We start from the raw sequence: 12,624 nt of genomic DNA on the forward strand, positions 1-12,624 counted from the left end.
ATTTTCAGAATATACCAATAATATTAAGTTAATTTTACTTTTAATCAAACAAGATAATCAGTTATTTGTATGTTCTTATAAATTGAAATATATCTGAGTAAGTGCTCAGTTTATCAAATAAATATACTTATATAATTATGTATATGGCATTAAATATTGCTGATGGCAGATAAAAAACTTATTATCCAATATCAGACAAGACTTATTTTTTATTGTTTATTCTGGATAATAAATTTTAATTTAATTAAATCAATATAAAACAATAATTGTTTATTATTGTTGTAAAATTTATTTATAAGTAAATATAATGTTAAATTTACGCTTGTCGATGAAATTTTTTAATTACTTGGAGAAATAAAGTTGGCTAAAGGATATTTTTTAAGAGTTGGGGATCGTACGACTTGTGGCGGTAAAATTATCAGTGGTGACAGTATGATCTTATGGCATGGTAGTGCTGCCGCATGGGAGGGCGATTGGGTTACCTGTGGAAGACATAGCGGAACATACCGTATTACCGGAGGAGTCGGCAATATGTTTAATCCATCAAAAAAATTAGCTGGTTCAATCAGCAGTATCAGTACTTGTCCATGTAAAGCACGCTTAATTCCCTCCATAACTGACAGCTATATTGAAGACAGACTATCTAAATCTGTTAGCAGTATGCCGTATTCCCGCCGCTTTTATATTAAAACCCCGGAAAACGTTAATACTTATGGTGTGGCTTATGCTATCAAAACGGCTTCAGGTATCATAACGGGAGAATCAAACTGCGATGGACATATGCATACCGTACAAACTTCGCAGCCTGAGCAGATAGAAGTAAGCTATTTAGTTCAAACTGAGATAGGGATGTAATTATGGCAGAATTAAAAACCCACACTATGAAATCAGCACCCAAGACTACTCTGAATGCAGATATTTTTACCTTAGACCAGATTCCTGCTGCTATGGATAAAATGGGCTGGGTAGTTGCAGCACAGCTGATGCGGCACTGGTTTAACGGAAAACCGGCTAAACCTTTCACTGACAAGACAAAAAACCTTTATGTAAAAGGACCGGCAATAAATATACCGCCAGAACATGTAAATGATTCTATTGTAAAAATGCAATGGGCAATGAAATTTGAACCTGTACAGAAAGCGATTAAACAATTAAAGGAAGGCTGGGCAAGTGAAAGGGGAGTAAAAGAGCTAAAAGAAAGGCTTATTCAAAATAAAGGTAAGCTTGAAAAACTAAATGATGTTAAAATGATTGATACATATTTATATGTAAATTTAACTACAATTGGAAAAGCTGATTATGACCCTTTCGGCTCTTACAGTTTTTCCGGTATTTCCGGTGCCTCCGGCTCCGGCTACAGCTACTATAGTTACTACGGGTCTGGAATGGCCATTAATGATTTTATGGGCGCGATAGGCTTGTCATCATTAAAAATTGTGCCATGTGGTTATCAAACGGTACGTGGCGGAAAAAATGTCTTTATCACTGAAAAAATCGGTTTTTATATAAAAGATACCTATGATTTTCTCGGTACGCAATTTCTGGGTGTCTGGAATAAAAATGAAATGCTTGGTGCTGCAAAGGCGAAAGAATATCTAAACCTTTTTGAATCGAAAAGTTGGAAGCGAATATATGATTTGGCTATGCAAAATTATGCAATGGTTTGGAATAGTGATTTCAGAAAATGGCAGGAAAAGAAAAAAACTGGTATTGATTTTGTAGTTTTTTCGGATGTTTACTGGGATGACCCTTTAGATAAGCATAGAGAAATTCAATTAGATGCTAAAAAATAATTTAGAAATTTTTTCAGCTTTGTCTGGTTTGATTTCTATTGATTATTTATAACCATTTCCGCAAAATTGGAAATTATTTGGTTTGACTATTTCCTGAATAGATATTGATGCCGGATTAAAATTTTCCGGGCGTGATGAAAAATATTTAGCTTTTTTAGAAAAAGTGATGGTTATGATGATATTAATATCAATATCAAATTAAACAAAACCATAGGAAATAAAATGAAACATAATATCCATATATTTTTTAAAAATATACTACGCAAAAATGCTGTATTTATAAAAATTATATTAGTGCTAATTATGGTGATGTGGTGGTGGTTTTTCTCGTCCTCCAGTTTTTATGGTGATTTTAATCTGTGCGATACAATAAACGGTGAGGATCGTGAGTATTACATAAATATGTATCAGCATCTGCCAACAACCCCGCTGGCAGTCTATAAATTGATACAGGGGAAGCGATATTTTTATGTTTTATATAACAAACAAGGTAAGAAAATTTGGCATTCACCTTATTATGCTTATGAATCCGATCATTTAATAACTGATTTTGTGCTACCTACTAAAAATAGTAATTCATTTAAATATTATGATGAAGAATGGAAAACAGTTGATATAACAAATAAAATAAATTAAGAATGTAGTAAGAGCATAATCAGCATTAAAGATGAAACCAATCTATAATAAAAGTATGGAGCGACGGATTATGAAAAAAAGTATAAAATGGATAAAAATAATAGGTTTATTTGCTTTTTTCTATTGGCTGTGTCTGTTTTCGTCATCCAGTTTTTACGGAAATTTTAATCTTTATACAACCATAAAAAGTGAAGATGGTGAGTACTATGCCAATATATACAAACATCTGCCCACTTCACCAATTTCAATTATGCAAATATTAGGCGGTAATAAATATTTTATTGTCCTATATAATAAAAAGGGAGAAGAGTTATGGAGAGTATCTTATTTTGAATATATTAGTGAACAAGTAATGTATGAAATGATGTCTTTTCCTGATAAAACAAATAATGATTTTATTTGTGCGACAAATCATGGTTTAGAAGGACATGATTTTTCTACAACCATACGTAATCATAAAGTAGTGTCAATCAAGTAATTTAAACCGGGTTAGCAAAATTCTTGGATGCAGGATAGAATTAAGTTAATTTAACTCAAAAATCAAACAAGATAAAATATTGAATAATAAAAGCCTCCTTTTTTGCTTGCATATTTCGTATCATAACAAATGACAAGAATTTATTTTATACGATAAATATTTGTAGTAAGTTGGAAGTTATTCAGTTTGGCTGTTTCCTGAATAGATATTGATGCCGGGTTTAAATCTTCCGGGAGTAATGAAAAATATTTAGCTGTTAGAAAAAGTGATGGTTATGATGGTATTAATATCAATATAAAATCAAATAAAATCATAGGAAATAAAATGAAACATAATATCCATATATTTTTTAAAAATATACTACGCAAAAATGCTGTATTTATAAAAATTATATTAGTGTTAATTATGGTGATGTGGTGGTGGTTTTTCTCGTCCTCCAGTTTTTATGGTGATTTTAATCTGTCCGGTACAGTAGAAGGAGTGGATGGTGAGTATTACATAAATATTTATCAGCATCTGCCAACAACCCCGCTGGCAGTCTATGAATTGATAAAGGGGGATCGGTATTTTTATGTTTTATATAACAAACAGGGTAAGAAAATATGGCATTCACCTCATTATGCTTATTTATATGACAATGTAGATCCTTTGTTTATTCCTACTAAAGACAGTAAATTATTAAGATATTCAGAAGAAGACTGGAGCGATGCTGATATAAAGAATAAAATCAAGGAAGTATACGGTGATATAGAGCATAATCAGCATTAAAGATGAAAATAACCAGTCTATAATAAAAGTATGGAGCGACGGATTATGAAAAAAAGTATAAAAATGATAAAAATAATAGGTTTATTTGCTTTTTTCTATTGGCTGTGTCTGTTTTCGTCATCCAGTTTTTACGGAAATTTTAATCTTTATACAACCATAAAAAGTGAAGATGGTGAGTACTATGCCAATATATACAAACATTTGCCCACTTCACCAATTTCAATTATGCAAATATTAGGCGGTAATAAATATTTCATTGTCTTATACAATAAAAAGGGAGAAGAGCTATGGAGAGTATCTTATTTTGAATATATTAGCGAAGAAGCACTGTCTACTATGATGTCTTTTCCTGATAAAACAGATAATACTTTTATTTGCCCGACAAATCATGGCGTAGACGGACATGATTTTTCTACAACCATACGTAATCATAAAATAGTGTCAATCAAATAATTTAAACTGGATTAGCAAGATTCTTGGATGATTATTTATTTTTATTTCACTTATAAAAAATCATCTTAGCTTAAGAAGTTTCATAAATGCAGGGCAGTAAATATAAAAATTAGATTTAACTGATATAGAGGATATACAGGTATCAATAAAGCAATACCAGATGAATCAATCATTAAAATACCGATGAAATCAATTTGTAAATTGTGAAGTTAGATATATATTATTTTGATATCACTGATATAACAGATAGCAGAAACTAAGACATGGCATTAACCACAAATTCAATAAAAATATTGTGTTTTGACGGCCGTTGTCTGTCGGCTGTATAAAGCAAATGTACTTCTTTTGCCGGTGGTAAAAAATCTTGTAATATGGGGAGTAACTTATTTTGTCTGATGGCATCGCTAAGCATGGATTCGGGCAACATAGTAATGCCCAGTCCTTCAATTGCGGCTTTTGCTAATACCAGAGTCTCATTGCTTTGTAATGAACCTGATATAGAAATGTTAACTTTTTTTCCATTTATCATAAATGGCCAAAGGTAATCATTTTTATTTGGATTCATATACTGATAAATAAGACAATTGTGCTTCTCTAAATCCTTTGGTACAGACGGAACACCATGCTGAGCCAGATAAGAGGGAGAAGCAGCAAAAGTGAGTTGATAGGGTTTTAATTTTCGCGCAATTAAACCTGAATCAGCTAACTGGCCAATACGAAACACAACATCAAAATTGTCTTGAACCAAATCTACATAGCGATCACTTAATTGAATATCAACTTCCACTTTGGGATAGCGTTTCATAAAATCGCTGATTACCGGTATTAAATTGTAATAACCATAGCTTACGGGAGCACTAATTCTTAAATTGCCTTTTGGCTCTTCACTGAATTGTTGTGCAAGTACTTTAGTTGCCTGGATTTCAGCTAAAATAGATAAGCATTTCGGGTAATATTGTTTGCCGAATTCTGTCAGATTTTGTGATCGTGTGGTTCGGTTAAGCAGTTTTAATCCTAAATAATTTTCTAAAAATGCTATGTATTTAGCAATCATTTGCGGTGATGTATTTAATGAAACGGATGCTGCGGCAAAAGAACCGGTTTTTACGGTTAGAATGAATGCTTGCATACATCGGAATAAATTCATATTACCAACTCTCAGTTGTTAATCAATCAATTTTAATTGTATTTATTGCCTTTTAATTTGTACTGATAATACAGCGCACTATTTAGAAAAGGAAATATTACGATGAAAAAGATTGGCATTATCGGAGCAGGATTTATCGGTCAGGCCTGGGCAAAGCTATTTATGCAGGCAGGTTATCAAGTGATGGTGAGTAATTCCAGAGGGAAAAATACATTGTTCAGTGTGGCCAGCAGCATAGGCTGTGAAATTGGAAGCCAGGAGGAAGCTATTGAGTTTGCAGAAATTATTCTGATTGCTATTCCATTTAATAATTATCTGCAACTACCTGCTGAATCAATGAGTAATAAAATAATATTAGATACCATGAACTATTATCCTGATCGCGACGGGCACTGGCCGCAATTAGATAAGCGTGAAATTACAACCAGTGAGTTGGTTGCTCAGCATTTTTCGAAATCCAAAGTGGTTAAAGTTTTTAATGCGATTCTGGCAAGAGATGTTATTAAAGATGCCAGACCAAACGATAAATTAAACAGAAGAGCCATTCCTGTGGCAGGCAATGATTTAACTGCTAAACAAACTGTATTTAAAATATTGGATCAGGTCGGTTATGATTTTGTTGATGCCGGCCTGCTGTCTGATAGCTGGCGATTTGAGCGGGCTAAGCCTGCTTATTGTGTTCCGTTAAATATCCGGCAATTACAAGAGGCACTGGAGCAAGCCCAAAGAAATATTGATTTACCTGAAAATTCATGGAAATAAAAAAGTGAATGTTACTAAGATATAAACAGGCTTCATTATTCTGCTATTCTGATTGAATTTGGTAATTAAACAAATTAAAAAGCCCGTAATCATCGGGCTTTTTATAAGTTATATTTAATTCAGAAATAGTATTCGGTTAGCTTTTTTGCTATCTGCCAGTAATCTGTTCTATGGTTAAAATTCATTAAATCAGCGGTTATTCAATTTGCAATATTTTAATTAGTATTAACCAGAATAAAAACGCAGACTGCCACACAGGCAGTCTGCACAGATTACTCACTGTTTTATATGGTTTAGTTAACCTGATATTTCGCCAGTGCCGCACGAATTTGCGGTAAGGCTGCTCTGGCAGCCTGTTCACCCAGCCGGATAGCCTGAGTTTTCTGGTCAAAACCGCCTACTGTACCCAGTTTCTGTACCTGAGGACGGATTACGACCTGAGCTTTGCTCAGTTCGCTGTTCAGGGCTGATGCGCTCATGATATTCAGGCTCTGGTCAAGATACGAAAAGAATCCCTGACTGGTCAGACGTGCCGGCTTAGCAGATATATCTACCGCGATAACTACATTGGCGCCCAGCTGTTTGGCTGCTGTGACCGGTACCGGAGCAACCAGACCGCCATCGACAAAACTTTTATTGCCGATTACTGTGGGCTGAAAAACATTGGGTATACTGGCTGATGCGCGTACTGCCTGTCCGGCATTACCACTGTTGAAAACAGCCATGCGGCCGGTACCGAATTCAGTAGCCACTGCGCCGAAACGGATAGGAAACTGCTGAATCGGTTTATTCCGAACTTTGTTGTTGATGTAATCCTGCAGTTTTTGTCCTTTGATAAAGCCGGATGTAGACAGTACCGGATCAACTAAATCGGTTTTATTCAGTATTTCAGCCTCAAGCTCCAGCCTGTCCGGACTCATACCGGAAGCATACATGCTGCCAACCAGTGCACCGGCACTGGTACCGGTAACAACCCGTACCGGAATATGGTTTTCCTGTAAGACTTTAATTACCCCTATATGTGCAAAGCCTTTAGAAACTCCGCCACCAAGTGCCAGCCCGATAATAGCGCGTGGTTTGGCCGGAGCAGGAGGAGTAACCGGTGTGGTGTTTTTGCAGGCAGTGATGGTAACGAATGTAGTAATAATAAGTATGCTATTACGCAATAATGCCGAGAATTTCATATTATATTAATGTTCGGATTCTAAGTTGTAGATGAGGGATAAAATTGTACTGGTGCCGTATTGTCGGGCAGTACCTGTTTTTTAACACCGTGTCCGTATACTAGCTCAAGCGTAACATTTTGAATATCATTGCTCTGCCATGCATCAGCCAGAATACGAACTGCATCGATTTCACTGTTAAATTGCAGACTTTGCCATAGTCCGGCTGTGCGCATGTCATCAATAAAGCGCTCTGCATTGGTGTATTGCAGAGTCAGCATATCCATGTCTGTTACCGGATCATAAAAACCGTGCTGAAACAACATGTCCCCAAGATCGTGCATATCGATCAGATTCGGTGTTTTCACTACTATACCCTCTGTACGCCAAAGTGTCATGACTTCTTTCAGGGTATCCGGACCAAAGTGGCTGAAAAAAAGCAAACCATCCGGTTTTAAAGCTCCGGCCCAGTTTTTGATAACAGCCACAGGATCATTCTGGTGAATCAGACCAAGGTTACTCCAGACCATATCAGCAGACTGGTTGCCGGGAAGCTGGTCGGAAACGGTTTGTGCAGGCAGATTGCTATGGAGTTTTTGCCACCAGTTTTGCTTGGCTTTGCGAATAATCTGTGCTGCCTGTAAATAAGCCTCGCGACTGTCATACTCCTGAAAATGCGCATGTGGATAACGCATGCTGAGCAAACGGTAACTTTCATCACCGTCTGCTGCTGCGAGGATAATCTGTTCCGGCGGTTGTTTCAGAATACACAGACGTTCATCCAGCGTAGCGGCCAGATGTGCATGGAGAAACCAGTCTGGCTTGTGTGGTAGAGTTGTCATGTGTGTCGCTCCCAAAATTGGCACAGTGCACGGGCGAATTGATCAGGATGGCTTAAAAACGGTGTATGTGCAGCCTGTGGCAGGAGGCACCATTCGCTTTGCGGTAGCCGCTGATGAATGTATTCACCCATACGTGGCGGAGTAATGGCATCGCGATCACCATAAACCAGTAATACCGGACAGTTTATGCTACTGAGTAAAGGGCGTAAATCAGCCTGTTCTAACGCACGCAAAGCCGCGTTAAGAGCAGCAGGCGGCCCATACTGACAGATAGCCGGTATCAGGCTGTTAACACTGGTTTGTGCTGAAGTGTCTGCATACAGCATCTGCAAATGTAGAAACTGCTGCATGTATTTGGGATAATCTTCACGAAATTTATCGGCCATAATATTGAGGCTGGTACGTTTCAGCCCTTGCGGATAATCGCTGTCGGCCAGCAGTCTGACCAGACTGGCAGTCAGACACAGTGTGGCTACTTTCTCCGGATAGCGGGCAGCCAGAGTCAGTGCCACCATCCCGCCCAGTGACCAGCCAAGCAGATGTGCAGGAGCCGTAAGCTGTGCGGCCAGCTGGTCTGCAATACTGTCTATACTGAAATTACCGTTAAACGGTGCACAGCCATGCCCGGGCAGGTCCGGGGTATACCAGTTTTGTTGCCATGGGGCTGGCAGATATGCCTGTAAAGGGTCGAATATATGGTGGTTAGCGCCCCAGCCATGTATCAATAACGTTTGCGAAGGTGTGATCATGAGTATAACTTCATTGCTTACTTCATTCTGGCACGCCTGCATCGGCGCACCGCACTGTTTATTATGCCACGATTGTGCGGATGTCTCAGGTTTGTGCCGGGCATGCCAGCAGGATATGGCCGCTTTGCGGCGTACTGATACTGATATCTGTCTGCGTTGCCGTGCCGGCGGGCTGACAGCCGGAGTGTGTGAACAGTGCGGCCAGAAGTGGCCTTTTACAACTTTATATGCCAGTTACCGTTATGCTGCACCATTACAGCAAATGCTGCGTGCATTTAAGCATCAGCGGCAGCTTGCTTTACTGGATACGCTGGCAGCACTGATGCTGGCACAGCCGCCGCAGTGGCTGGAGAAGGTAAAAATAGATGCTGTACTGGCTATGCCGCTGAGCCGCAGGCGCCTGTTTGAGCGTGGTTTCAATCAGAGCCAGTTACTGGCTGCAATCATTGCCAGACACTATACCTTGCCGGTAGTGACACCAGACTGGATAGAGCGTTGTCACCGGCCACCGCAATCAACTTTAAAAAAATCAGCACGTTTGCATAATGTACGCGGTGTATTTCGCCTTAATAGCGCAGTTAAAAAACGTAACTTGTTGTTAATAGATGATGTTGTGACCACCGGCGCAACAATTTTCGAATTGGCTCAGACCCTTAAGAAATCAGGTGTTGCGCAGGTTTATGTCTGGACACTCGCACATCCGGAATGAAAAAATCTTTGACAGACTGAAGTCTGTTTGGCATAGTGTCGCCCAGTTAAATAACTGATTCAATTGTTAACTGCATTACAACCAAGGCGATTTTGCCGGTTAGTAAGCAATTTTCAGAACCCGCCAGTGTGCTGTTTTAATCACAGCCGGTGTTTGTTCTTGCCAATTGAGGCACCAGCCTCTTCTGCCACATTTTAAAAGTGGCCGCCACTGTTTTTTGCTGTCTTAGTAGAAATTCAGTCTTTACCGGACTATGTATTGTTTACCCGCAAATGGTAATTGCGTGTCTGGTTTTTGCGTCTTTTACTCAAAGAAACGGAAATACGGTTTGATCAGAATTAAATTGTTATTTATTAGTGTTGCCATGGTACTTGGATTGAGTGCGGCATATGCCGGACCATCAGGTAATTTGTCTGCACCAGTTTATCATCCCAAAAAATCAGTATCTAATCTTACAGTAGTACCCGCAGAGCATCTGCATAAAACAGCTAATCTTAGCTATCAGGTAGCGGGCAAACGTTATTATCCGCTACAAAAAGTGGCCAGTTTCAGTCAGGTAGGTAAAGCTTCCTACTATGGCAAAAATTTTCATGGCCGTAAAACTTCATCAGGCGAGCGCTTTGACAGCCAGATGCTGACCGCCGCCCATCCGACTTTACCTATCCCCAGTTATGCACGGGTAACCAACCTGTCCAATGGAAAGACAGTGGTTGTGCGTATTAATGATCGCGGTCCCTTTCATGCTAACCGGGTAATGGATGTATCCTATGCTGCTGCACAGCAGTTAGGTTTTGTACGTGCCGGTACTGCTCAGGTACGGGTAGAGCAGATTCTGCCCGGAGAGCGTCTGCAACCGGCAGGTACCAGTGGTAATATTTACGTGGATCTGCAGAAATTTGACAGTAAGGAGCAGGCTCAGAAATATCTGAAAACCACTTCACGTCATTTACAGAGTGCAGGAAGCGAACAGCAGGCTAAGCTTGTGAAAGTTCAGAACAGCTATGTTGTCCGCATGGGTCCGTTTAAACAGCAGCAGCGTGCCGATGAGGCCAAAAAATCAATGCTGACTGTATTGTAAAATTGCTCAGGCTCAGAAAAAAGCCCGTGATATGATGCACGGGCTTTTATATATCTGGCTGTTGGGAAGGGAATATCATGATTAGCCGTTTACGCGGAATCATATTGGAAAAAAATCCGCCGGTAGTGGTACTGGATGTTCATGGCGTAGGCTATGAAGCTCAGGTTTCCATGCAAACCTTTTATACTTTACCGGCCGCAGGTGAAGAAACTGCACTGTATACTCAGCTGGTCGTACGTGAAGATGCTCATCTGCTATTTGGTTTCGGCTCCCGCGAAGAACGGGAAACATTCCGTGCATTAGTAAAAGTAAGCGGTATCGGAGCCAAAATTGCTCTGGGTATTTTATCCGCACTGACCAGTGAGGAGCTGGCTGCCGCTATTGCTACTGAAGATATTAAACGCCTGACAGCTGCACCAGGCATCGGTAAAAAAACCGCCGAACGCATGGTACTGGAATTGCGTGGCAAACTTGCCGCCGCCAGTGATGATGCTACCGGTTTGTTTACACAGAATACAGCCGGTAATAACGAAGATATTATTAATACATTGCTTGCTTTAGGCTATACCGATAAAGAAGCCCGTACTGCCTGTAAAAATATACCGGCAGGTACAGACGTCAGTGAAGGTGTACGGCTGGCTTTAAAAAACATGCTATAAATTAATTTGCTTTATAATCATATACGCCACCACGGGAATTTGTATGGCATCTAAATTGATTTTGCTGGATCAGGATGGTGTTCTGGCCGATTTTGAGCAGGGAGTAAGACTACTATGGCAGCAAACCTATCAGCAACCGCTGCCTCTCAAAGAACGCAGACATTTTTACCTGCGTGATGATATGGCTCCCGAATTTCACCGGCAACTGGCGCAAATTTATAGCAGTAAAGGTTTTTTTGCTTCATTACCGCCTATGCAGCATGGTATTTCAGCAGCTAAGCGCCTGCTGCAGGCCGGTCATGATGTGCGTATTTGTACCTCGCCTATACAGGATTATCACTATTGTGTATCTGAAAAATTTGACTGGGTATGCCAGCATCTGGGTGAAGACTGGATGCAGCGCATAATTCTGGCCAAAGATAAAACCTGGGTGCGCGGCGATATTCTGATTGATGATAAACCTCAGATAAGCGGCAGTCTGGTGCCGCAATGGCAACACTGGATTTATGATCAGCCCTATAATCGGCATCAGACTGAATTATATCGGATAAACTGGGAACAACCGGAAACATGGTCTGAATTACTAAATAATTAAGTTCGGTGACCGAACTATATAAAACAGAGAGGCTGGAAACTACAATGCAAACGATTTTTTTAACATCTTATATTGCCGGAACCGGTCAGAAGCTTGCCGATTTTATGCAGAACAATAAAATTAATAGCAAGCGTGTTCTGTTTATCCCTACAGCCGGTAATGTTGAAGGCTACACAAAATATATAGATGAAGGTAAATCAGTATTAACACAGCTTGGATTGAAACTTGATTTACTGGATATTGCCACAGCGGATATCCGCCAGAGCCATACTGCTTTTTCGGCAGCAGAAATCATTTGCATAACCGGCGGTAATACATTTTATTTATTGCAGGAACTGAAAAGAAAAAATCTTGACCGGCTGCTTGCTCAAAGAATTGCTGGAGGCTGCGTTTATATTGGCGAATCTGCCGGTGCAATTATTCTGGCAGCAGACATAGAATATAATAAAATAATGGATGACAGCAGCCTGGCTCCGGAACTAAACAATTATACAGGTTTAAATTGCATCGATTTTTATCCTCTGCCGCATTATATTGATGAACCTTTTGTCCAGTCAGCCCGGCAAACCTATGCAGAATATAGTAAACGTTTGAATTTGGTAACTTTTAATAACTCTCAGGCTATTGTTGTTATTAATCATAACTATGTGGTGGTGTAAATTCAGAGCTGTAAATACGCAGCCAACCCAGTTTGTTCTGTCTGATTTTTAACCTGTACAGAAGTATTTTAAGGCAAAACTATCTGAATAAAATAAATAATAGTATCGCAGCACATTATCAAATAAACCTCTG

General features: G+C 39.3%; 16 protein-coding genes. 12 read left to right on the forward strand and 4 right to left on the reverse strand.

The features are described from left to right. Positions 1-360: 360 nt before the first annotated feature. The 6 genes from H3U73_RS07970 (at position 361) to H3U73_RS07995 (ending at position 4,128) form a co-directional block, all read left to right on the forward strand. Complete coding sequence (locus H3U73_RS07970) at positions 361-855, forward strand: PAAR domain-containing protein (RefSeq protein WP_096766287.1); 495 nt, start codon at positions 361-363, stop codon at positions 853-855. Positions 856-857: 2 nt separating this feature from the next. Next, positions 858-1,793 carry a DUF6402 family protein gene (locus H3U73_RS07975; protein WP_100126457.1) on the forward strand — a complete coding sequence of 312 codons (936 nt, stop codon included), beginning with the start codon at positions 858-860 and terminating at the stop codon, positions 1,791-1,793. Positions 1,794-2,015: 222 nt separating this feature from the next. Next, a complete protein-coding gene (locus tag H3U73_RS07980) occupies positions 2,016-2,429 on the forward strand; it encodes a DUF6201 family protein (RefSeq protein WP_100126458.1) in 414 nt (137 codons plus the stop codon). Positions 2,430-2,499: 70 nt separating this feature from the next. Further along, positions 2,500-2,907, forward strand: coding sequence for a DUF6201 family protein (locus tag H3U73_RS07985; protein WP_157785030.1), 408 nt, complete (start codon positions 2,500-2,502; stop codon positions 2,905-2,907). A 324-nt stretch (positions 2,908-3,231) separates the two neighbouring features. Beyond that, positions 3,232-3,675, forward strand: coding sequence for a DUF6201 family protein (locus H3U73_RS07990; RefSeq protein ID WP_255516568.1), 444 nt, complete (start codon positions 3,232-3,234; stop codon positions 3,673-3,675). A gap of 45 nt (positions 3,676-3,720) precedes the next feature. Then, complete coding sequence (locus tag H3U73_RS07995; protein ID WP_198190360.1) at positions 3,721-4,128, forward strand: DUF6201 family protein; 408 nt, start codon at positions 3,721-3,723, stop codon at positions 4,126-4,128. 256 nt (positions 4,129-4,384) lie between these two features. On the opposite strand, the gene H3U73_RS08000 is transcribed toward H3U73_RS07995, so the two are convergent. After that, the gene (locus H3U73_RS08000; protein WP_084565201.1) at positions 4,385-5,275 is read right to left on the reverse strand and encodes a LysR family transcriptional regulator; all 891 of its coding nucleotides are present in this window, start codon (positions 5,273-5,275) and stop codon (positions 4,385-4,387) included. Between the two features lie 102 nt (positions 5,276-5,377). Between H3U73_RS08000 and H3U73_RS08005 the strand changes: the two genes are divergently transcribed. Continuing rightward, on the forward strand, positions 5,378-6,037 hold the full coding sequence (locus H3U73_RS08005) for an NADPH-dependent F420 reductase (protein ID WP_037392055.1): 660 nt from the start codon (positions 5,378-5,380) through the stop codon (positions 6,035-6,037). A 293-nt stretch (positions 6,038-6,330) separates the two neighbouring features. Here the strand turns inward: H3U73_RS08005 and H3U73_RS08010 are convergent, their stop codons facing one another. Genes H3U73_RS08010 through bioH form a run of 3 tightly spaced genes read right to left on the reverse strand, consistent with a single transcriptional unit; the run spans position 6,331 to position 8,791 of the window. Continuing rightward, positions 6,331-7,221 carry a patatin-like phospholipase family protein gene (locus tag H3U73_RS08010; protein WP_037392056.1) on the reverse strand — a complete coding sequence of 297 codons (891 nt, stop codon included), beginning with the start codon at positions 7,219-7,221 and terminating at the stop codon, positions 6,331-6,333. Positions 7,222-7,241: 20 nt separating this feature from the next. Further along, a complete protein-coding gene (locus tag H3U73_RS08015) occupies positions 7,242-8,042 on the reverse strand; it encodes a methyltransferase domain-containing protein (RefSeq protein WP_084551697.1) in 801 nt (266 codons plus the stop codon). Continuing rightward, positions 8,039-8,791 (reverse strand): pimeloyl-ACP methyl ester esterase BioH, encoded by a 753-nt coding sequence (gene bioH, locus H3U73_RS08020; RefSeq protein ID WP_084551696.1) that lies wholly within the window; start codon positions 8,789-8,791, stop codon positions 8,039-8,041. The genes H3U73_RS08015 and bioH overlap by 4 nt, the downstream gene beginning before the upstream one ends. Between bioH and H3U73_RS10685 the strand changes: the two genes are divergently transcribed. The 5 genes from H3U73_RS10685 to H3U73_RS08045 all read left to right on the forward strand — a co-directional run bounded on the left by H3U73_RS10685 (position 8,790) and on the right by H3U73_RS08045 (position 12,491). After that, complete coding sequence (locus tag H3U73_RS10685; RefSeq protein ID WP_232336244.1) at positions 8,790-9,500, forward strand: ComF family protein; 711 nt, start codon at positions 8,790-8,792, stop codon at positions 9,498-9,500. The genes bioH and H3U73_RS10685 overlap by 2 nt on opposite strands. A 328-nt stretch (positions 9,501-9,828) precedes the next feature. Beyond that, positions 9,829-10,578: a septal ring lytic transglycosylase RlpA family protein gene (locus H3U73_RS08030; RefSeq protein ID WP_269146745.1), complete on the forward strand. Its 750-nt coding sequence runs from the start codon at positions 9,829-9,831 to the stop codon at positions 10,576-10,578. A 77-nt stretch (positions 10,579-10,655) separates the two neighbouring features. Further along, positions 10,656-11,237, forward strand: coding sequence for a Holliday junction branch migration protein RuvA (gene ruvA / locus H3U73_RS08035; RefSeq protein ID WP_198190361.1), 582 nt, complete (start codon positions 10,656-10,658; stop codon positions 11,235-11,237). A gap of 43 nt (positions 11,238-11,280) precedes the next feature. After that, positions 11,281-11,832, forward strand: a complete 552-nt coding sequence (locus tag H3U73_RS08040; protein ID WP_084551694.1) for a 5'-3'-deoxyribonucleotidase — start codon at positions 11,281-11,283, stop codon at positions 11,830-11,832. Positions 11,833-11,876: 44 nt separating this feature from the next. After that, positions 11,877-12,491 carry a Type 1 glutamine amidotransferase-like domain-containing protein gene (locus tag H3U73_RS08045; RefSeq protein ID WP_198190362.1) on the forward strand — a complete coding sequence of 205 codons (615 nt, stop codon included), beginning with the start codon at positions 11,877-11,879 and terminating at the stop codon, positions 12,489-12,491. The last annotated feature ends 133 nt before the right edge of the window (positions 12,492-12,624 follow it).

This window comes from Snodgrassella sp. W8124 (assembly GCF_016100875.1).
Classification (GTDB): Bacteria; Pseudomonadota; Gammaproteobacteria; order Burkholderiales; family Neisseriaceae; genus Snodgrassella; species Snodgrassella alvi.

Bases quoted from the DNA above. Each gene is read 5' to 3' on its own strand.
- H3U73_RS07975 (WP_100126457.1), top strand. From the start codon at position 858: ATGGCAGAATTAAAAACCCACACTATGAAATCAGCACCCAAGACTACT.
- H3U73_RS08010 (WP_037392056.1), bottom strand. From the start codon at position 7,221: ATGAAATTCTCGGCATTATTGCGTAATAGCATACTTATTATTACTACA.
- H3U73_RS08000 (WP_084565201.1), bottom strand. From the start codon at position 5,275: ATGAATTTATTCCGATGTATGCAAGCATTCATTCTAACCGTAAAAACC.
- H3U73_RS07980 (WP_100126458.1), top strand. From the start codon at position 2,016: ATGAAACATAATATCCATATATTTTTTAAAAATATACTACGCAAAAAT.
- H3U73_RS07985 (WP_157785030.1), top strand. From the start codon at position 2,500: ATGAAAAAAAGTATAAAATGGATAAAAATAATAGGTTTATTTGCTTTT.
- H3U73_RS07995 (WP_198190360.1), top strand. From the start codon at position 3,721: ATGAAAAAAAGTATAAAAATGATAAAAATAATAGGTTTATTTGCTTTT.
- ruvA (WP_198190361.1), top strand. From the start codon at position 10,656: ATGATTAGCCGTTTACGCGGAATCATATTGGAAAAAAATCCGCCGGTA.
- H3U73_RS07990 (WP_255516568.1), top strand. From the start codon at position 3,232: ATGAAACATAATATCCATATATTTTTTAAAAATATACTACGCAAAAAT.
- H3U73_RS10685 (WP_232336244.1), top strand. From the start codon at position 8,790: ATGAGTATAACTTCATTGCTTACTTCATTCTGGCACGCCTGCATCGGC.
- H3U73_RS08045 (WP_198190362.1), top strand. From the start codon at position 11,877: ATGCAAACGATTTTTTTAACATCTTATATTGCCGGAACCGGTCAGAAG.
- H3U73_RS08040 (WP_084551694.1), top strand. From the start codon at position 11,281: ATGGCATCTAAATTGATTTTGCTGGATCAGGATGGTGTTCTGGCCGAT.
- bioH (WP_084551696.1), bottom strand. From the start codon at position 8,791: ATGATCACACCTTCGCAAACGTTATTGATACATGGCTGGGGCGCTAAC.
- H3U73_RS08015 (WP_084551697.1), bottom strand. From the start codon at position 8,042: ATGACAACTCTACCACACAAGCCAGACTGGTTTCTCCATGCACATCTG.
- H3U73_RS08005 (WP_037392055.1), top strand. From the start codon at position 5,378: ATGAAAAAGATTGGCATTATCGGAGCAGGATTTATCGGTCAGGCCTGG.